Genomic DNA, 19,821 nt, shown 5'->3' on the forward strand with positions numbered 1-19,821 from the left:
GCTTAACGAGGAGTGTTCATGCTAACCCAGGAAGAGGATCAGCAGCTTGTCGAACGCGTACAGCGTGGCGATACGCGAGCATTTGATCTGTTGGTGCTGAAGTATCAGCACAAAATTCTAGGGTTGATCGTGCGATTCGTGCACGACACCCATGAGGCTCAAGACGTTGCACAGGAAGCCTTTATCAAGGCTTATCGTGCTCTCGGAAATTTTCGCGGCGACAGTGCTTTCTACACCTGGCTGTACCGCATCGCCATTAACACGGCGAAGAACTATCTGGTTTCGCGAGGTCGGCGGCCACCGGATAGCGATGTAAGGTCTGAAGACGCGGAGTTCTACGACGGCGACCACGGCCTCAAGGACATCGAGTCGCCGGAGCGTGCATTGTTGAGGGATGAGATCGAGGGCACCGTCCATCGGACCATCCAGCTTCTCCCGGAAGATTTACGTACGGCACTAACTTTACGTGAATTCGATGGTCTGAGTTATGAAGACATTGCGAGCGTCATGCAGTGTCCTGTTGGTACCGTGCGCTCTCGGATCTTCCGCGCTCGGGAAGCCATCGATAAAGCCCTGCAGCCGTTGTTGCAGGAATCCTGAGACAGCGGCGATAGCCCAAGAGAGGAACCCGCCATGAGTCGTGAAGCCCTGCAGGAATCGCTGTCCGCGGTACTTGATAATGAAGCGGACGAACTGGAATTACGTCGGGTATTGAATGCCATTGACGATGCCGATACTCGCGCCACCTGGTCGCGTTACCAAGTTGCTCGTGCAGCGATGCACAAAGAGCTGCTGATCCCTCATCTGGATATCTCGGCTGCTGTATCTGCCGCGATCGCCGATGAAGTCAGCCCGCTCAAGGCAGCTCGCGGTCCTTGGCGTACGCTGGGTCGCCTGGCCGTTGCAGCGTCGGTTACCGTAGCCGTTCTGGCTGGTGTCCGCCTGTACAATCAGGACGACATTGCCGGTGCGCAACTGGCACAGCAGACCCAACAGCCTGCAAACCTGACTGTTCCGCAAGTGAAAGGCCCGGCCGTACTGGCTGGCTACACTGAAAGCGCCGAGCAAGCGCCTGGTCCTATGGCCAATGGTGTATTGCAGGGCGGTGGTCAAGGTGACCAGCGTCTGCCGGGCTATCTGCGTCAGCATGCCCAGGAAGCAGCGTTGAAAGGCACTGAAAGCGCGTTGCCATACGCTCGTGCTGCGAGTCTGGAAAACCGTTAAGGAGGATCATGCGAGCCGTCCCTCTACTGCCGCTACTGCTTGGTGGATGGCTTGCCCTCCCGGTACAGGCTGATGATGCGCAAGACGCAATCAATCGTCTTGCCAAGGTTGATCAGCAGCAGAGCTATCAGGGTACTTTTGTATACGAGCGCAACGGTAGTTTTTCTACCCACCGAATCTGGCACCGCATAGCGGACGGTCATGTTCAGGAGCGCTTGCTGCAACTTGATGGTTCTGCTCAGGAAGTGTTGCGTGTTGACGGGCTTACCCAGTGCGTCAGCGGCACACTCGAAGCGGGTATGGCCAATCCGGCCGACTCATCTGCCCGCGCCTTCGATGTCAAAAGACTCTCCGCCTGGTACGACATAAAAGTTGTCGGCAAATCCAGAGTGGCCGGTCGCCAGGCAACCATCGTTGCGCTGTCCCCCAAGGACCAGCATCGATACGGCCTCGAACTTCACCTGGATAACGAAACCGGTCTTGTGCTCAAGTCGCTTCTATTGAGCGAGAAGGGGCAGTTGCTCGAACGTTTCCAGTTTACCGATCTCGACACCGCCGGTGTTCTGTCCGAGCAAGCGCTCAAGACCAGTGCCGATTGCAAACCCGTGTCTGTGGTGAAGACCAAGCCCGAAGCGTCCATAAGTCCTGTGGCCTGGCATTCGGACTGGCTGCCGCCGGGTTTCGAAGTCAGCAGCAGTGGCGTGCGCAAGGACGCCTCCACGCAATCCTCCGTTACCCATCTGATGTATGGTGACGGTCTGGCGCGTTTTTCGGTGTTCATCGAGTCGGTGAAAGGCGGATCTTCCTCGGATATTCGCACCCAGCTAGGCCCTACAGTGGCTGTTTCGCGCCGTCTCACCACGCCGCAGGGCGACATGATGGTAACGGTCGTCGGAGAAGTTCCGATGGGCACTGCGGAGCGCATAGCATTGTCGATGCGTAACGACGAACCTCCAGCCAATAAATAAACATTTGAAGTCACGGATCCCAGGATGTAAAAATTTTCATCCTGGGTTACAGAAGCCGCCAGGCCGCACTCAACCTGGCTCGGGCACAGGCGCTGAAATGTTTGGTGAGGTTTGCAGATTGCAAAAGCTCTGTTTTTTTTCTATAGGTCACAGCCTCGCAGCTCTGGCCTTTTGTCGTTTCCAGAGGCCATGTCGCTGATCCAGAGATGAGCATCGCTGCTTGAGGTCTTTGAGTCGGTTGCTTCGGACTGCTTAATTTTTTCCTCGTTACGAACGGGAGCCATATGTCGATACCACGCATGAAATCCTACTTTTCATTGATTGCCGCTGTGCTGATGCTCGGTCAGGTTGCTACGGCTCAAGCCGAAAACCTGCCGGACTTCACCGGGCTGGTCGAGCAGGCGTCGCCCGCAGTGGTGAATATCAGTACGCGCCAGAAGTTGCCGGACCGTGCCGTCGCCAATCAGCAAATGCCTGATCTGGAAGGCTTGCCGCCGATGCTTCGCGAGTTTCTCGAGCGCAGCATGCCGCCGGGTTCGCGTCCGCCAGGTTCGGGTGCTGGCAAGGGTGATCGCCAGCGTGAGGCCCAGTCCCTCGGCTCGGGTTTCATCATCTCTCCTGACGGCTACGTGCTGACCAATAATCACGTGATCGACGGCGCTGACGAAATTCTCGTACGCCTGTCCGACCGCAGCGAGTTGAAGGCCAAGCTGGTGGGTACCGATCCGCGTACCGACGTTGCCGTCCTGAAAATTGAAGGCAAGGACCTGCCAACTGCCAAGCTGGGTAATTCCAATACGCTCAAGGTCGGCGAATGGGTCCTGGCGATCGGCTCGCCGTTCGGTTTCGACCATTCTGTGACCAAGGGTATCGTCAGTGCCAAGGGGCGCAGCCTGCCTAACGATACCTATGTGCCGTTCATTCAGACCGACGTGGCCATCAATCCGGGTAACTCGGGTGGCCCGCTGTTCAACATGGCGGGCGAGGTCGTCGGGATCAACTCGCAGATCTTCACGCGCTCCGGTGGTTTCATGGGGCTGTCGTTCGCGATTCCGATCGACGTCGCCATGGATGTGGCCAATCAGCTCAAGGCCAATGGCAAAGTCAGCCGCGGCTGGCTGGGTGTGGTCATCCAGGAAGTGAACAAGGACCTCGCCGAGTCGTTTGGCCTGGACAAGCCTGCCGGCGCGCTGGTTGCGCAAGTGCTTGAAGACGGCCCGGCTGCCAAGGGTGGTGTGCAGGTGGGTGACGTGATTCTGAGCGCCAACGGTCAGCCAATCGTCATGTCGGCTGACCTGCCGCACCTGATCGGCAACCTCAAGGACGGCAGCAAGGCCGAACTTGAAGTGATTCGCGACGGCAAGCGTCAGAAGCTGACGGTCACCGTCGGTGCACTGCCTGATGAAGGTCAGGAAATGGGCGATGTTGGCGGTACGGGTGCCGAGCGCAGCAGTAATCGTCTGGGCGTATCGGTGATCGAGCTGACCGCCGAGCAGAAGAAATCCCTGGATCTCAAAGGTGGTGTGGCGATCAAGGAAGTCACAGGCGGCCCGGCTTCGCTGATCGGTCTGCAGGCGGGTGATGTGATCACTCACCTGAACAATCAGGCGATCACGTCCAGCAAGCAGTTCACCGAGGTGGCGAAAAGCCTGCCCAAGGATCGCTCTGTCTCGATGCGTGTTCTGCGTCAGGGCCGTGCGACCTTCATTACCTTCAAGCTGTCCGAGTAACCGGTCGGTTTAAGAGGAAAGGGTGGCCATGGCCACCCTTTTTTGTACCCGTTTGTTTACCGTGCGCCGATCCAGGTGCCTGTAAGCGTGACGCCTCTTGCTTAGTTCAGGTACAATTCCCGGCTATTTTTCGGCGGGCAATCTGCCTGCAACCTTTTTGAGTGTTGATCCGTGAGTGATTTGAGTCATATCCGCAATTTCTCCATCATCGCCCACATTGACCATGGCAAGTCGACGCTGGCCGACCGCTTCATTCAAATGTGCGGCGGCCTGACCGAGCGCGAAATGGAAGCGCAGGTGCTCGATTCCATGGATCTTGAGCGCGAGCGCGGGATCACCATCAAGGCCCATAGCGTTACCCTGTATTACAAGGCCAAAGACGGTATTACCTACCAGCTGAACTTCATCGACACCCCCGGGCACGTCGACTTCACCTACGAAGTCAGCCGTTCTCTGGCCGCGTGCGAAGGTGCGTTGCTGGTGGTCGATGCAGGGCAGGGCGTCGAGGCGCAATCGGTCGCCAACTGCTATACCGCCATCGAGCAGGGCCTTGAGGTCATGCCGGTACTGAACAAGATGGACTTGCCGCAGGCCGATCCGGACCGCGTCAAGGAAGAGATCGAGAAGATCATCGGCATCGACGCCACCGATGCCGTGGCGTGCAGCGCCAAGAGCGGCATGGGCGTGGATGAGGTCCTCGAGCGTCTGGTCGCAACCATTCCGGCACCGACCGGCAATATCGAAGATCCGCTGCAGGCGTTGATCATCGACTCCTGGTTCGACAACTACCTGGGCGTCGTGTCCCTGGTGCGTGTGCGCCACGGCCGCGTCAAGAAGGGCGACAAGATTCTCGTCAAGTCGACCGGCAAGCTGCATCTGGTCGACAGCGTGGGCGTGTTCAACCCCAAGCACACGGCAACCGTCGATCTGAAAGCGGGCGAGGTAGGCTTCATCATCGCCGGCATCAAGGACATTCACGGTGCGCCGGTCGGTGACACCCTGACCCTGAGCACCACGCCCGACGTCGACGTGCTGCCCGGCTTCAAGCGTATTCAGCCACAAGTCTATGCAGGCCTGTTCCCGGTCAGCTCGGACGACTTCGAAGACTTCCGTGAAGCGCTGCAGAAGCTGACCCTGAACGACTCTTCACTGCAATACCTGCCCGAGAGCTCCGATGCGCTGGGCTTCGGCTTCCGCTGTGGCTTCCTCGGCATGCTGCACATGGAGATCATCCAGGAACGCCTGGAGCGTGAATACAATCTCGACCTGATCACCACCGCGCCAACCGTAATCTTCGAGCTGTTGTTGAAGACCGGCGAAACGATTTACGTCGATAACCCATCCAAGCTGCCTGACCTCTCGGCCATCGAAGACATGCGCGAGCCCATCGTTCGCGCAAATATTCTTGTGCCGCAGGAGCACCTGGGCAACGTCATTACGTTGTGCATCGAAAAACGTGGCGTACAGCACGACATGCTGTTCCTCGGCACGCAGGTCCAGGTGAGCTACGATTTGCCGATGAACGAAGTGGTTCTGGATTTCTTTGATCGTCTCAAGTCTGTCAGCCGCGGTTATGCTTCGCTGGATTATCATTTTGATCGTTACCAGTCGGCCAACCTGGTCAAGCTCGACGTTCTGATCAACGCCGAGAAGGTCGACGCCCTGGCCCTGATCGTTCACCGCGACAACGCACACTACAAAGGGCGTGCGTTGACCGAGAAGATGAAAGAGCTGATCCCTCGACAGATGTTCGACGTGGCAATTCAGGCGGCTATCGGCGGTCAGATTGTGGCCCGGACAACCGTCAAGGCGCTTAGAAAGAACGTATTGGCCAAATGCTACGGCGGTGACGTCAGCCGCAAGCGTAAATTGCTGGAGAAGCAAAAGGCCGGTAAGAAACGCATGAAGCAGGTCGGCAACGTGGAAATTCCACAGGAAGCCTTCCTTGCAGTGCTCAGGTTGGAATAGTCAGGTCCTATGTCACTAAATTTCCCGCTGTTGTTGGTCATCGCTGTCTTCGTCTGTGGCGTGCTTGCACTGATTGATCTGGTCATCCTGGCGCCTCGCCGCCGTGCTGCCATTTCCAACTATCAGGGCAGCGTGGGCGAACCTGACATTGCTGTCGTGGAGCGCTTGAACAAGGAGCCTTTGCTGGTCGAGTACGGCAAATCGTTCTTCCCGGTGTTGTTCATCGTGCTGGTGCTTCGTTCGTTTCTGGTCGAGCCGTTCCAGATTCCTTCGGGCTCCATGAAGCCGACACTGGATGTGGGTGATTTCATTCTGGTCAACAAGTTCGCGTACGGCATTCGCCTGCCGGTACTGGACCAGAAGGTGATTCAGATCGGTGATCCGCAGCGTGGCGACGTGATGGTGTTCCGTTATCCGAGCGACCCAAGCGTCAATTACATCAAGCGTGTCGTCGGTCTGCCGGGTGATCGTATCCGCTACACCAGCGACAAGCGGCTGTTCATCAATGGCGAGCTGGTCGCCAAGAAGCTGATCGGCACCGAGCCCGGTACACTGGGCAGCGCGGAACTCTATGAAGAGCAGCTGGGCGAAGTCGAACATCAGATCCGTCAGGAAATGAGCCGCTACCGCGCGCCGCCTGACAGTGAGTGGACAGTGCCTGCCGCGCACTACTTCATGATGGGCGACAACCGTGACAACTCCAACGACAGCCGTTACTGGGATGATCCCAACATTCCCAAGGACGAGCTGGGCATGGTCCCGGACAAGAACATCGTAGGCAAGGCGTTCGCGGTGTGGATGAGCTGGCCCGAGCCGAAACTGAGCCACTTCCCCAATTTTGCGCGCGTAGGGCTGATCAAGTAATCGATGCGGCGCTGCCTGAGCAGCGCCGCATGTCATTTGGGCTGACTGGAAACGCCTCTGAAGCATGAGTCGACCCGGTCAGGAGGCGTTGCACTCTTGAGGTCGAAGTCGAACATGACGTTCTCTACTTCTCAAAAAGGCTTTTCTTTCGTGGGCTGGCTGTTGGTGCTGGCGCTGGTCGCGTTTGCGACGAGCACGGCCTTCAAGCTGGTTCCGCACTACCTCGACTACATGACGATGAAGAAAATCATCGAAGCGGTCGACACCAACAAGACCCTGGACATCACCACGGTCGACGATTTTTACGGTTATGTCGGTAAGAACATGCAGGTCAACAGCATTCGGGATATAGATTTGAACAAGGCGTTGAAAGTGACGGTGGAGAACAATGCGTTCCAGGCTCATTTGAACTATGAGCAGCGTGAACCGTGGTTCCAGAACATCGATCTGGTGTTGAAGTTCGACAAGCAATTCAGTGTGGGTAAACCGTGAGCGTATCCTTGAGCCGCCTTGAGCGTCAGCTCGGCTACACCTTCAAGGATCAGGAACTGATGGTCCTGGCCCTGACCCATCGCAGTTTTGCCGGTCGCAACAATGAGCGTCTGGAGTTTCTCGGTGATGCCATTCTCAACTTCGTGGCGGGCGAGGCGCTGTTCGAGCGTTTCCCCCAGGCTCGCGAAGGCCAGTTGTCCCGCTTGCGGGCGCGGCTGGTGAAGGGCGAGACCCTGGCGTTGCTGGCCCGTGGTTTCGATCTGGGCGAGTACCTGCGCCTTGGTTCGGGCGAGTTGAAAAGCGGTGGTTTCCGTCGTGAGTCGATTCTCGCCGACGCGCTCGAGGCGCTGATCGGGGCGATCTATCTGGATGCAGGCATGGAGGCGGCGCGCGAGCGCGTCCTGGCCTGGCTGACAACCGAGTTTGACAGCCTGACGCTGGTGGACACCAACAAGGACCCCAAGACCCGACTGCAGGAATTTCTCCAGTCGCGGGCCTGCGAACTGCCACGTTACGAGGTGGTGGATATCCAGGGCGAGCCGCATTGCCGGACGTTTTTCGTCGAATGCGAGATCAACCTATTGAATGAAAAAAGCCGAGGACAGGGTGTCAGCCGCCGGATCGCCGAACAGGTAGCCGCCGCAGCAGCACTCATCGCCCTGGGCGTGGAGAACGGTCATGAATGATACAACCGCAACACGCTGTGGCTATGTTGCCATTGTCGGCCGTCCCAACGTAGGCAAGTCCACGCTGCTCAACCACATTCTCGGTCAGAAGCTCGCGATCACCTCGCGCAAGCCGCAGACCACGCGCCACAACATGCTGGGCATCAAGACTGAAGGCGCCGTGCAGGCAATCTATGTCGATACTCCCGGCATGCACAAGAATGGCGAGAAAGCGCTCAACCGTTACATGAACAAGACCGCTTCGGCGGCGCTGAAGGACGTCGACGTGGTCATCTTCGTCGTCGATCGCACCCGCTGGACGGACGAAGACCAGATGGTTCTGGAGCGCGTTCAGTATGTCCAGGGGCCGGTCATCCTGGCGATCAACAAGACCGATCGCATCGAAGACAAAAGCGATCTGATGCCGCATCTGGAGTGGCTGCAGGGTCAGTTGCCGAATGCGTCCATCGTGCCGATCTCCGCGCAGCATGGTCACAACCTCGAAGCGCTGGAAAGCCTGATTGCCTCGCACCTGCCCGAGAATGACCACTTCTTCCCGGAAGACCAGATCACCGATCGCAGCAGCCGCTTTCTGGCTGCCGAACTGGTCCGCGAGAAAATCATGCGCCAGTTGGGTGCCGAGCTTCCGTACCAGATCACCGTCGAGATCGAAGAATTCAAGCAGCAGGGCCGCACCCTGCATATCCATGCGCTGATTCTTGTCGAGCGCGATGGACAGAAGAAGATCATCATTGGCGACAAGGGCGATCGCATCAAGCGCATCGGCAGTGATGCGCGTCGTGACATGGAACTGCTGTTCGACTCCAAGGTGATGCTCAACCTGTGGGTCAAGGTCAAAGGTGGCTGGTCCGATGACGAGCGCGCACTGCGTTCCCTTGGCTACGGCGACCTCTAAGCTGTCCTTTCGCCCGACCTTGCTATGGTCGGGCGAACACTTCCCTTTCGAGCCAGCCTGATGAGCACGCCTACCGGCCAACCTGCTTATGTGCTCCACAGCCGTGCGTATCGCGAAAACAGCGCGCTGGTCGACTTCCTCACGCCTAAGGGCCGTCTGCGTGCCGTGCTGCGCAGTGCCAAGGGCAAGGCGGGTTCGCTGGCACGCCCATTCGTGCCCCTCGAGGTCGAGTTTCGAGGGCGGGGCGAGCTGAAGAATGTCGGCCGCATGGAAAGCGCGGGCGTCGCTACCTGGATGACCGGCGAGGCGTTATTCAGCGGCATGTACCTCAACGAGCTGCTGATTCGCCTGTTGCCTGCCGAAGATCCTCATCCTGCCGTGTTCGAACATTACGCTGGCACGCTGCTGGCCCTTTCTCTGGGGCGTCCGCTGGAGCCGTTGCTGCGTTCGTTCGAATGGCGGTTGCTGGATGACCTGGGCTATGGCTTCGCGATGGACGCCGACATCAATGGCGAACCGCTGGCCATTGATGGCATGTATCGCTTGCAGGTCGATGCCGGGCTCGAGCGTGTCTACCTGCTTCAGCCCGGTCTGTTTCAGGGCGCGGAATTACTGGCCATGTCCGAAGCGGACTGGAGCGTCCCCGGTGCGTTGTCCGCTGCCAAGCGTCTGATGCGTCAGGCGCTGGCGGTACACTTGGGCGGTCGCCCGTTAGTCAGTCGTGAACTGTTTCGCAAGCCTTGATCAGGCTTTATTCTCTACAGCCTGCTTCGACCAGCTCGCCCATTTTTCTGGAGACCACCGTGACCCAAAGCACTCGCATCCTTCTCGGCGTAAACATCGACCACGTAGCCACCTTGCGTCAGGCTCGTGGCACGCGCTACCCGGACCCGGTCAAGGCTGCCCTGGACGCCGAAGAGGCAGGCGCCGACGGCATCACCGTTCACTTGCGCGAAGACCGCCGCCATATTCAGGAGCGCGATGTCCTGCTGCTCAAGGATGTCTTGCAGACCCGCATGAATTTCGAAATGGGCGTGACCGAAGAAATGCTCGCCTTCGCCGAACGCCTTCGCCCGGCGCACATCTGTCTGGTGCCTGAGACACGGCAGGAGCTGACCACCGAAGGCGGTCTGGACGTGGCAGGGCAGGAAGCGCGGATCAAGGCAGCGGTCGAGCGACTGGCGAAGATTGGCTGCGAGGTTTCACTGTTCATCGACGCCGACGAGCGTCAGATCGCCGCTTCAAAACGCGTCGGCGCCCCCGCCATCGAACTGCATACCGGTCGCTATGCCGATGCTCAGACCCCGACTGAAGTTGCCGAAGAACTGCAGCGGGTCGCCGACGGCGTCGCGTTTGGTCTCGCCCAAGGGCTGATCGTCAATGCCGGTCACGGCCTGCATTATCACAACGTCGAAGCCGTCGCCGCGATCAAGGGCATCAACGAACTGAACATCGGCCACGCGCTGGTGGCTCATGCTCTGTTCGTCGGCTTCAAGGCGGCAGTGGCCGAGATGAAAGCGTTGATCGTGGCGGCGGCCAGATAACTAATCCCTCAGGGTTTGCGCCCCACGATCACCGCACGCATGGGGGCAGGCAGGCCCTCGATAGTCTTGCTGTGATCGGTGGGGTCCAGATAGTCGCTCAGGGACTGGAAGCGCATCCACTCGGTGCTGCGCTGTTCGTCGACCGTTGTGTGGCTGACGTCGACGCAACGCACATCGGTGAAGCCGGCACGGCGCATCCACAACTCCAGCGCGGGGACTGAAGGCAGGAACCAGACGTTGCGCATCTGCGCATAACGATCTTCCGGGACCAGCACTTGATGGACATCGCCCGGCACTACCAGGGTTTCCATCACCAGCTCGCCGCCTTTTACCAGGCAGTCTTTCAAGGCCAGCAGGTGGTCGATGGGGGATTTGCGGTGATACAGCACGCCCATCGAGAACACTGTGTCGAAGCCTTCAAGATTGGCGGGCAAATCTTCCAGCGCGAACGGCAGGTGCCAGGCGGGCAGGTCAGGCAGATAGCGCTGCATGGCCTGAAACTGACAGAAAAACAGCCAGTTGGGGTCGACCCCGATCACGCTGTCGGCCCCGGCGCCAAGCATGCGCCATTGGTAATAACCGTTGCCGCAGCCGACATCCAGAACGCGTTTGCCCTTCAGGTCCAGGTGTGGCGAAACCCTCGACCACTTCCAGTCCGAGCGCCATTCAGTGTCGATGTGCACGCCGAACACATTGAACGGCCCCTTGCGCCACGGTGACAGGCCCAGCAATGCCTTGCGCAGGACGGTGCGGGTCTCGCCGTTGCACTCGGCTTCCAGGGTAAAACTGTCGAGCAGATCGATTCGCTCGGGCTGCAGGTCGGGCAAGGCATCCAGCGCACTTTGCCAGCGCTGCAGGTCACCGTGACCCTTGGCCATCTTGGTGTCGAGCTGGGCCTGCAGGCCATTGGCCCAATCGGCCAGAGGGGTTCCCGCCAGACGACGGACGAGGGGAGCGAGATCAATCATGGCAGGGCAATCAACGAGGTGAAGTTAAGGCATTGAAACCAGGGCACTACCTTGGAAAAACCTGCGGCAAGCAGGCGTTGGCGGTGTTCTTCGAGGCTGTCGGGTTTCATGACGTTTTCGATGGCGCTGCGCTTCTGGGCAATTTCCAGGTCGCTGTAGCCGTTGGCGCGTTTGAAGGCGATGTGCAGGTCGGTCAGCAGAGCCTGTTCCTGCTGGTCGTCGAAGCGCAGTTTTTCCGAGAGGATCAGCGCACCGCCGGGCACCAGCGCATCACGAATGCGGCCGAGCAATGCCAGACGCTGTTCGGGGGCAATGAATTGCAGGGTGAAGTTCAGCGCCACCACCGAGGCGGGTTTGAACGCCAGCGCGAGGATGTCGCCTTCGAGGACCTGCACCGGCAGCAACTCCTGAAACATGGAGTTCTGCGCGTTGAGGTATTCACGGCAACGCTCGACCATGGCACTGGAGTTGTCTATCGCAATGACTTCGCAGCCCTCACCGCGCACATGGCGGCGCAGGGCCTGGGTGACAGCGCCCAGAGAACTGCCCAGGTCATAGAGCACAGTATTTGGCTGCGCAAATTGCGCGGCCAGCACACCGAGGTTTTCGACAATCGTCGGATAACCGGGCACCGAGCGTTTGATCATGTCCGGGAATACCCGCACCACGTCCTCGTTGAAGGCGAAGTCAGGCACCTGGGCCAGCGGCTGGGCGAAAATGCGGTCGGTTTCTTTGCTCACGGCGGTTCCGGCGAAGGCTTTGAAAAGCCGGCATTCTAGCCAAGTTGCTGCCGGGATGCATGGTGCAGTACGTGCTGTCGGACAAGCCGTGCGCAAAGCCTCACTTCACGCTGATGGCGCACTCGAAGGTCTGCTCCGGGACGACTTCGGGTGCCCAGGGTTGCTGATAGACCATCATCAGCCGGCCGGTTCCGGCATCGGTGGCCTTGAAGCGCCAGACCGATTGCCCGCCGTCGCCGACCATCTCCTTGCTCTCGGCGCTGGCATACACCTCAGGCCCCAGGCTGCGCAGAATATTCTGGGCCGGGTTCTGGGTCAGCCAGCGAAAGCCGGTGGTGGGGTTGCTGGGCAGGGTCAGGATCAGCGTCTGCCCGGACGTGAGTGTCAGCGGGCAGTCGCTTTGCGTGTCGATGGAAACAATGTTTTTCGGCGTCTGAGCGCACGCCGTCAGCAGCGCAAGGCTCAGCGGGGCAATGAAACGGGCAGGGGTCATGGCAAGTTCCGGTATCGCGATACGAGGCGCAAGGATAACTGATCGGAGTTTTGTGAGGGAGTACGACCGGTGTCGCGCTCTGGATCGGACGCAGAGCGTCCAGAACTGCATTCCCATGCTGAAGCGTGCCGGAACGAGAGGTGCCCGATAGAACACCTCTCGTGCCCGTTCAGCGTAGGACCTGCGCAGTATCAATCTTTAGAACAACACCTTCACCACGTCCGCAAAGCGTTTGGCGAAGTGCACGGTAATGCCTTCCTTGAGGTAGTCCGGCAGTTCCTCGAAGTTGCCACGGTTAGGTTCCGGCAGGATCAGTTCGTGGATCTTCTGGCGTCGCGCGGCAATGACTTTTTCCCGCACGCCGCCGATCGGCAGCACATGCCCGGTCAGGGTCAGTTCGCCGGTCATGGCGACACCTTTTTTCGGCGGCTGGTTGCGGGCCAGGGACAGCAAGGCGCTGGCCATGGTCACACCCGCACTCGGACCGTCTTTCGGGGTGGCACCTTCGGGAACATGTACGTGCACGAACGCCTCATCGAAGAACTTCGCATCGCCACCAAACTTCGACAGATTGGCGCTGACGTAGCTGTAGGCAATTTCAGCCGACTCTTTCATCACGTCGCCCAATTGCCCGGTCAGCTTGAAGCCACGGTTGAGCGTATGAATGCGCGTCGCCTCGATGGGCAGGGTAGCGCCGCCCATGCTGGTCCACGCCAGGCCGGTGATCACGCCGGTGCCGGACAGTACTTGTTCGCTGCGGAATACGGGCATGCCCAGCGACGCTTCGAGGTCTTTTGGTCCGATCTTGATCACTGAATCGGGCTCGTCCAGCAGTTTGACCACTGCCTTGCGCACCAGCTTGCCAAGTTGCTTCTCCAGATGCCGCACACCGGCTTCGCGGGCGTAGCCCTCGATGACGGCGCGCAGGGCGCTGTCGCTGATGCTCAGCTTGCTTTTGGCAACGCCTGCTTTCTCCAGTTGTTTGGGCCACAAGTGGCGTTTGGCAATCGCCAGCTTCTCTTCAGTGATATAGCCGGACAGGCGAATCACTTCCATCCGGTCGAGCAGCGGGCCGGGGATCGAGTCCAGCGTGTTGGCCGTGCACACGAACAGAACCTTGGAGAGGTCCAGACGCAGGTCCAGGTAGTGATCGAGAAACTCGACGTTCTGTTCCGGGTCCAGGGTTTCCAGCAGCGCGGATGCAGGATCGCCCTGATAGCTCTGGCCCATCTTGTCGATTTCATCGAGCATGATGACCGGGTTCATGACTTCAACGTCTTTCAGCGCCTGCACCAGCTTGCCCGGTTGCGCACCGATATAGGTACGGCGGTGACCCTTGATTTCGGCCTCGTCGCGCATGCCGCCCACGCTCAGGCGATAGAACGGCCGCCCCAGCGACTCGGCAATCGAGCGCCCGACGCTGGTCTTGCCCACCCCTGGCGGGCCGACCAGCAGCACGATCGAGCCGCTGATTTCACCCTTGTAGGCACCGACGGCGAGGAATTCCAGAATCCGCGCCTTGATGTCGTCAAGCCCGGCATGGTGCTGATCGAGCACCTTGCGCGCGTGTTTGAGGTCCAGCTTGTCGGCACCATAGATGCCCCATGGCAGCGAGCTGGTCCAATCCAGGTAATTGCGCGTCACGGCGTATTCGGGCGAGCCGGTTTCCAGCACCTTGAGCTTGCCGATTTCTTCGTCGAACTTCTTGCGCGCCTGTGGCGGCAAGGTCTTGCCTTCGAGGCGCTGCTCAAACTGTTCAATGTCGGCGCTGCGATCATCCTTGCTCAGGCCCAGCTCCTGCTGAATGACCTTGAGCTGTTCCTTGAGGAAGAACTGCCGCTGATGCTCGCCGATCTTGCGGTTCACTTCGGCAGAGATTTCCTTCTGCAGGCGTGCAACCTCGACTTCCTTGCGCAGCATCGGCAGGACTTTCTCCATGCGCCTGAGCATCGGCACGCAGTCGAGCACCTCCTGCAGTTCGACGCCGGTGGCCGAGGTCAGCGCGGCGGCGAAGTCAGTGAGCGGCGAGGGGTCGTTGGGGCTGAAACGGTTGAGGTAATTCTTCAGCTCTTCGCTGTACAGCGGGTTGAGCGGCAGCAGTTCCTTGATCGCATTGATCAGGGCCATGCCGTAGGCCTTCACTTCATCGGTCGGCTCATTGGGCTGCTGCGGGTATTCGACTTCTACCAGGTACGGTGGGCGGTGGTGTTTGAGCCAGGTACGGATACGCACACGGCTCAACCCCTGCGCGACGAACTGTAAACGACCATTTTCGCGACTGGCGTGGTGAACCTTGACCAGAGTGCCATACTCGGGGAGTGCGTCGGTCTTGAAGTGGCGCGGATCTTCCTGCGGGGTGTCCATGAAGAACAGCGCCAGCGAATGATGCTCGGACTTGCTGACCAGCTCCAGCGTTTCGGCCCACGGCTCTTCATTGACGATGACAGGCAGGACCTGCGCCGGGAAGAACGGACGGTTGTGGATCGGGATGATGTAAACCTTGTCGGGCAGGTTCTGGCCGGGCAAGGCCAGCGAGGTGCTGTCGGAACTCAGAGACACGTCGTGCTCGTCTGCGTCGTTGGGCAAGTCTGGCGAGTCTGTCTGCTGGTCGCTCATGGGGCACCTGAGAAGTTGAACATGGTTCTTAGATGGGGCAGCGGCTCTCAGGTTTCAATAGTCTTGGTCGATAGTCTGTAAAGCGGTTGGAAAACCGTTATTTATTAGCGGGCCTGTCAGGGCTGACAAGGACGGGCTTACTTCATTTACGGCACTGCCGGTATGGGTTGAATCAGGCATGACCAACGTATTTATTTCTGCATTAGTGGCAGGACTGTGGATAGCATCGGCTGCAAACGCATCGGCTTCCAGCTTTACCGCCCAGGTAACGGACAAGGAAGGCAAGCCCCTTGCAGATGCGGTGGTAACGCTCAAAGGGCCGCCCGATCCTTCACCTGTTGTGTTGAAGGCGTCAATGGACCAGCGTGATCAGGAGTTTGCGCCACATGTACTGGCCATCCACGCCGGCACTCAGGTCAAGTTCCCCAACAGCGACAACATCCGCCATCAGGTCTACTCCTTTTCTCCGGCCAAGCGCTTCGAGTTGCGGCTTTACGAGGGCACACCCTCGGATCCGCTGTTGTTCGACAAGCCTGGCGTGGTCGTACTGGGCTGCAACATCCATGACTGGATGGTCGGTTACATCTACGTCACCGACGATTCATGGTTCGGCGTGACCGACAGCAACGGCCAGCTCAAGCTGGATCAGCTTCCGGCCGGGCATTATGCCGCGACCCTCTGGCATCCGCGTATCGCGGATATGCAGCCTGTGTCGGGCGGCGAGCTCGAGTTGCCGGCAGCAGGCCTCACTCAGCGTTTCAACCTCGCGGTCGAAGCGGAAGCCGATGACAAACCCGGCAAGCCCGCACCCGGCGGTTTCGGTGACGCCTTTCACAAGGCCGCACATGAATGAAATTTAGAGCCAGCTTTCAGGCGCGCATTGCCGGGGTTCTGATTGTCCTGTTGCTGATTGTCGTGAGTGCGGTCTATCTCGCCGTCAAGGTTGCAACAGGCGAGGCGGTGCGCACTCAGGCCCAGGCGCAGCTGGAGGTGGGTAGCCGCGTCTTCGAGCGTCTGATCGATCTGCGCGGCAAGCGTCTGCGTGACACCGTGCAACTGGTGGCAGCCGATTTCGGCTTTCGTGACGCGGTGGCCAGTTCCGACGCCTCGACCATTCGCTCGGTGTTGCTCAACCATGGCAAACGCATCAATGCCAGCGACATGTTTCTGCTGGGCATGGATGGCGTAGTGATTGCCAGCACCGTGCCGAAAGTCCCCGAAGGTTCCAGGTTTGTCTATGACCAAGCCCTGCGCAATGCCAAACGTGCCGGTCAGTCAGTGCTCATTGTGCCCGGCGGCGGAGACCCTCATTTGCTGGTGGAGAGCACCGTTCTCGCGCCATTGCCGATCGGCCGCGTGGTCATGGGCTTTACCATCGACAGCGGTATTGCCGAAGAACTGCGTTCGCTCAGCGGTCTGGAAGTGTCTTTTCTCACCGTAGAAGACGGTAAGAACGGTGAACTGATCAGTACCCAGCCAGAGGCCCTGCACGCGGGCCTGATTGAGCTGATGCGCAGCTCCTCGGAAGGCCAGATGCTGCTTACCGAGCAATCGAACCTTAACTTTCTCAGCCAGACCCTGATGCTCGCCAACACCAGTATTGGCGGCGACGGGCAGGTTATCGCGCTATTACAGAGCCCTCTGGACAAGGCCTATCAGGCATTCGCGCCGCTGAATGAGAAGATCTTCTGGATTTCCATGGCCGCTTTGGTGGCGTCGCTGATCGGCACACTGGCACTGGCGCGAAGCGTGTCGCTACCGGTACAGGCCCTGGCCACGGCGGCCAAACGTATTGGTGATGGCGACTATAAAACGCCGGTCACCCTGGTTCGCAGCGATGAGCTGGGCATGCTCGCCGAAGCGATCAACACCATGCAGCAGGGCATCGCGGTGCGCGAGGGGCAATTGGCGCACAACGCGCTGCACGACAATCTGACCGGGCTGCCCAACCGGGCGCTGGTTATGGAGCGTCTGGGTAGCTCGATTGCTGCAGAACGTGCGTTGGCTCTGTTGTCTCTGAGTATCGAAAACCTCGCCACGATCGGCGAAAGCGTGAGCGTTGAAGGCGTGGAGCAGTTGTTGCGCCATGTGGGCCAGCGCCTGCAAGGTAATCTGCGTGCCGGCGATACCGTGGCACGTCTGGGGACCAACGAGTTTCTGCTGTTGCTGGACAACACGTCCAGCGCGGGTGCAGTGGGCATGGCAGACGCCCTACAGCGTCTGCTCAGTGAGCCGCAGCGTATCGACAATCACGAGCTGGAGCTTGAGTGCTGCATTGGCATCACGGTGTATCCGGAACACGGTGATTCCGCCCAGGAATTGCTCAACCGTGCGGCAATTGCCCGCAAGGACGCCGCGTTCATTCCTGGTCGCCTGCAGATTTATCAGGATGGACGTGATCTGGCCCACCAGCGGCAGATCACGCTGATTCGTGACCTGCGCAAGGCCGCGCAAAATGGCGAATTCACGCTGCATTACCAGCCCAAGCTGGATATCCGTCAGGGCTATGTGCGTCAGGCCGAAGCGCTGTTGCGCTGGGCTCATCCGCAGTTCGGCAATGTCTCGCCTGCCGAATTCATCGTCCTCGCCGAGCGTACCGGGAGCATTTACCTGCTGACCAACTGGGTGATCGAAGAGGCGATTCGCCAACTGGCCGAATGGCGTCAGCGCGGTCTGGTCCTGCAGGTGTCGGTGAACATTTCCGCTGATGACCTGCTGGGTGATGATCTGGTCGGTTATGTCATGAAATTGCTCAAGCAATACGCTCTGCCTGCCGAACAACTGGTATTCGAGATCACCGAAAGCGCAGTCATGAGCGAACCGGAAAAAGCACTGATCGTCCTGCATCGCCTGCGTGATTGCGGCATCAGTCTGTCAGTCGACGATTTCGGTACTGGCTACTCGTCATTGGCTCACTTGAAACGTCTGCCCGTGCAGGAGCTGAAAATCGACCAGTCTTTCGTGCGCAATCTGGATGAAACCAGTGAAGACGCAGTAATCGTGCGGTCGACCATTGAAATGAGCCACAACCTCGGACTGAAGGTGGTGGCAGAAGGTGTCGAGTATCAACACAGCCTAGACCTGCTCCGGCGTTGGCACTGCGATACGGCCCAGGGTTACCTGATCAGTCGACCGCTGACCGCGTCGGCGTTCGAGGCATGGATTGCCACGTATCAGGCCTCACCCGGTCTTATGGTGAATTAATCCATGTTGCACAAAACATCGCTGCTGTTGGGGTCTTTGCTGGTGGGTATGGCGGGGGTTGCTTCGACGCCCGCCCTGGGCGACAACGGCCGGTTGATCGCCACGGGTGGCGCTACCAGCATTGAAGGCAGCGCCGGCGGCGGCATAACCCCGTGGGCGGTGATTACCGGCTACAGCGAGCAAGGCGAGTGGGGCGCTACCGCCTTCGCCACGCATGTGGATCTGCCGGACTACAACCTTGATGTGGCAGGCCTGGCGGTCGCCTATGGCAACCGCGTGGAGTTTTCCTACGCGCATCAGCGTTTCGATATCAGCAACCTGCAGCACGGGCTCAGCCTGCCGGACGATAACCTCAGTCAGGACGTGTTCGGCGTCAAGGTGCGGCTCTTCGGCGACCTGATCTACGAAAGCCTGCCGCAGGTTTCTCTGGGGGTGCAGTACAAGCATCAGAACGATTTCCTGATTCCCAGCCTGGTCGGCGCCCGACGTGACTCGGATGTCGAAGGCTACCTGACGGCCAGCCGCTTGTTCATGGGCGCGGCGTTTGGCTACAACGTTGTGGTCAACGGCGGCGTGCGTTACAGCCGCGCCAACGAAACCGGACTGTTGGGGTTCGGCGGCGATCGGCGCGACAGCCGCAGCCTGCTCAAGGAGAGCTCGGTAGCCGTGCTGTTCAATCCGCGCTGGGCACTCGGTGTCGAATATCGCGAGAAGCCAGACAACCTGTCGTTTGCGGGCGAAAGTGACTGGGCCGATGTGTTTCTCGGCTATTTCCCCAACAAGCACGTGTCCGTGGTCCTGGCTTACGCCCGTTTGGGCGAAATCGCCACGCTGGACAACCAGAACGGCACCTATCTGTCTGTGCAGGGGAGTTTCTGATGAGGCGTATGCTGATAGCCATGATGCTGACGCTACTGGCCGGTTGCGCGCAGCAGCAACAGCCACCCAAGGATGACAGCCTCTACCAGGACCTTGGCCAGCGTGCCGGTATCCAGCGCATCGTCGAAGGTATGCTGATAAACGTGGCCAGGGATGAGCGGATCGTCGAGCATTTCAAGAAAGTCGACATCGTGCGTCTGCGCGACAAACTGGTCGAGCAACTCTGCGTCGAGTCCGGCGGCCCGTGTCGCTATACCGGCGACAGCATGGCCGAGGCGCACAAGGGCCAGCACCTGACGCCCAGCGATTTCAACGCGCTGGTCGAAGACCTGATCGCCGCGATGGACACCGAAAAGGTCCCGGTCCCCGTACAAAACCGCCTCATCGCCCGGCTGGCACCGATGCGCGGCGAAGTGATCGGCAAGTGATGGGTAGCCCTGAAACACACACTGACTATCGTGCCAATGCTCCCCGTCCAAGATCGGACGCAGAGCGTCCAGAACAGCATTCCCACGCTGGAGCGTACGGAACGATAATCTTCAGGGAGGGC

The 19,821-nt window shown here is 59.2% G+C and carries 19 protein-coding genes; 15 read left to right on the plus strand and 4 right to left on the minus strand.

Annotated features, from left to right (window positions below; all coding sequences use genetic code 11):
- Nucleotides 1-18: 18 nt before the first annotated feature.
- From rpoE to pdxJ, 11 genes are all read left to right on the plus strand, one after another.
- Nucleotides 19-600: an RNA polymerase sigma factor RpoE gene (gene rpoE / locus LCH65_RS03160; protein WP_002554912.1), complete on the plus strand. Its 582-nt coding sequence runs from the start codon at nt 19-21 to the stop codon at nt 598-600.
- 33 nt (nt 601-633) lie between these two features.
- Nucleotides 634-1,224 carry an anti sigma-E factor RseA C-terminal domain-containing protein gene (locus tag LCH65_RS03165; protein WP_003395810.1) on the plus strand — a complete coding sequence of 197 codons (591 nt, stop codon included), beginning with the start codon at nt 634-636 and terminating at the stop codon, nt 1,222-1,224.
- Nucleotides 1,225-1,232: 8 nt separating this feature from the next.
- Entirely contained in the window at nt 1,233-2,192 is a 960-nt protein-coding gene (locus tag LCH65_RS03170) for a MucB/RseB C-terminal domain-containing protein (protein WP_226439143.1), read from the plus strand.
- Nucleotides 2,193-2,491: 299 nt separating this feature from the next.
- Nucleotides 2,492-3,922: a DegQ family serine endoprotease gene (locus tag LCH65_RS03175; RefSeq protein ID WP_223272533.1), complete on the plus strand. Its 1,431-nt coding sequence runs from the start codon at nt 2,492-2,494 to the stop codon at nt 3,920-3,922.
- A gap of 171 nt (nt 3,923-4,093) precedes the next feature.
- Nucleotides 4,094-5,890: a translation elongation factor 4 gene (gene lepA, locus LCH65_RS03180; RefSeq protein ID WP_024660706.1), complete on the plus strand. Its 1,797-nt coding sequence runs from the start codon at nt 4,094-4,096 to the stop codon at nt 5,888-5,890.
- 9 nt (nt 5,891-5,899) lie between these two features.
- Nucleotides 5,900-6,754: a signal peptidase I gene (gene lepB / locus LCH65_RS03185; protein WP_003363711.1), complete on the plus strand. Its 855-nt coding sequence runs from the start codon at nt 5,900-5,902 to the stop codon at nt 6,752-6,754.
- A gap of 114 nt (nt 6,755-6,868) precedes the next feature.
- Nucleotides 6,869-7,246: a DUF4845 domain-containing protein gene (locus LCH65_RS03190; protein ID WP_003384196.1), complete on the plus strand. Its 378-nt coding sequence runs from the start codon at nt 6,869-6,871 to the stop codon at nt 7,244-7,246.
- Nucleotides 7,243-7,932: a ribonuclease III gene (gene rnc / locus LCH65_RS03195; RefSeq protein WP_002554906.1), complete on the plus strand. Its 690-nt coding sequence runs from the start codon at nt 7,243-7,245 to the stop codon at nt 7,930-7,932. The genes LCH65_RS03190 and rnc overlap by 4 nt, the downstream gene beginning before the upstream one ends.
- Nucleotides 7,925-8,827, plus strand: coding sequence for a GTPase Era (era, locus tag LCH65_RS03200; RefSeq protein ID WP_003363707.1), 903 nt, complete (start codon nt 7,925-7,927; stop codon nt 8,825-8,827). The genes rnc and era overlap by 8 nt, the downstream gene beginning before the upstream one ends.
- 60 nt (nt 8,828-8,887) lie before the next feature.
- Nucleotides 8,888-9,571, plus strand: a complete 684-nt coding sequence (recO, locus tag LCH65_RS03205) for a DNA repair protein RecO (RefSeq protein WP_226439144.1) — start codon at nt 8,888-8,890, stop codon at nt 9,569-9,571.
- A 59-nt stretch (nt 9,572-9,630) separates the two neighbouring features.
- Nucleotides 9,631-10,371, plus strand: coding sequence for a pyridoxine 5'-phosphate synthase (pdxJ, locus tag LCH65_RS03210; RefSeq protein ID WP_003431309.1), 741 nt, complete (start codon nt 9,631-9,633; stop codon nt 10,369-10,371).
- An 8-nt stretch (nt 10,372-10,379) separates the two neighbouring features.
- Here pdxJ and cmoB read toward each other — a convergent pair whose 3' ends face one another.
- The 4 genes from cmoB to lon all read right to left on the minus strand — a co-directional run bounded on the left by cmoB (nt 10,380) and on the right by lon (nt 15,188).
- A complete protein-coding gene (gene cmoB / locus LCH65_RS03215; protein ID WP_054082104.1) occupies nt 10,380-11,339 on the minus strand; it encodes a tRNA 5-methoxyuridine(34)/uridine 5-oxyacetic acid(34) synthase CmoB in 960 nt (319 codons plus the stop codon).
- The gene (gene cmoA, locus LCH65_RS03220) at nt 11,336-12,079 is read right to left on the minus strand and encodes a carboxy-S-adenosyl-L-methionine synthase CmoA (protein ID WP_003363698.1); all 744 of its coding nucleotides are present in this window, start codon (nt 12,077-12,079) and stop codon (nt 11,336-11,338) included. Before cmoA ends, cmoB begins: the two co-directional genes overlap by 4 nt.
- Before the next feature lie 100 nt (nt 12,080-12,179).
- A complete protein-coding gene (locus LCH65_RS03225; RefSeq protein ID WP_003363696.1) occupies nt 12,180-12,572 on the minus strand; it encodes a protease inhibitor I42 family protein in 393 nt (130 codons plus the stop codon).
- Between the two features lie 198 nt (nt 12,573-12,770).
- Nucleotides 12,771-15,188 carry an endopeptidase La gene (lon, locus tag LCH65_RS03230; RefSeq protein WP_003363694.1) on the minus strand — a complete coding sequence of 806 codons (2,418 nt, stop codon included), beginning with the start codon at nt 15,186-15,188 and terminating at the stop codon, nt 12,771-12,773.
- A 178-nt stretch (nt 15,189-15,366) separates the two neighbouring features.
- Between lon and LCH65_RS03235 the strand changes: the two genes are divergently transcribed.
- Genes LCH65_RS03235 through LCH65_RS03250 form a run of 4 tightly spaced genes read left to right on the plus strand, consistent with a single transcriptional unit; the run spans nt 15,367 to nt 19,699 of the window.
- A complete protein-coding gene (locus LCH65_RS03235; RefSeq protein ID WP_044308864.1) occupies nt 15,367-16,041 on the plus strand; it encodes a methylamine utilization protein in 675 nt (224 codons plus the stop codon).
- Nucleotides 16,038-18,392 (plus strand): EAL domain-containing protein, encoded by a 2,355-nt coding sequence (locus tag LCH65_RS03240; RefSeq protein ID WP_044308863.1) that lies wholly within the window; start codon nt 16,038-16,040, stop codon nt 18,390-18,392. The genes LCH65_RS03235 and LCH65_RS03240 overlap by 4 nt, the downstream gene beginning before the upstream one ends.
- 3 nt (nt 18,393-18,395) lie before the next feature.
- Nucleotides 18,396-19,271 carry a DUF3034 family protein gene (locus tag LCH65_RS03245; protein WP_226439145.1) on the plus strand — a complete coding sequence of 292 codons (876 nt, stop codon included), beginning with the start codon at nt 18,396-18,398 and terminating at the stop codon, nt 19,269-19,271.
- Nucleotides 19,271-19,699 (plus strand): group 1 truncated hemoglobin, encoded by a 429-nt coding sequence (locus tag LCH65_RS03250; protein ID WP_003363688.1) that lies wholly within the window; start codon nt 19,271-19,273, stop codon nt 19,697-19,699. Before LCH65_RS03245 ends, LCH65_RS03250 begins: the two co-directional genes overlap by 1 nt.
- Nucleotides 19,700-19,821 lie beyond the last annotated feature (122 nt).

The sequence above is a fragment of the Pseudomonas sp. MWU16-30316 genome, from assembly GCF_020515645.1.
GTDB classification, from domain to species: Bacteria; Pseudomonadota; Gammaproteobacteria; order Pseudomonadales; family Pseudomonadaceae; genus Aquipseudomonas; species Aquipseudomonas cerasi.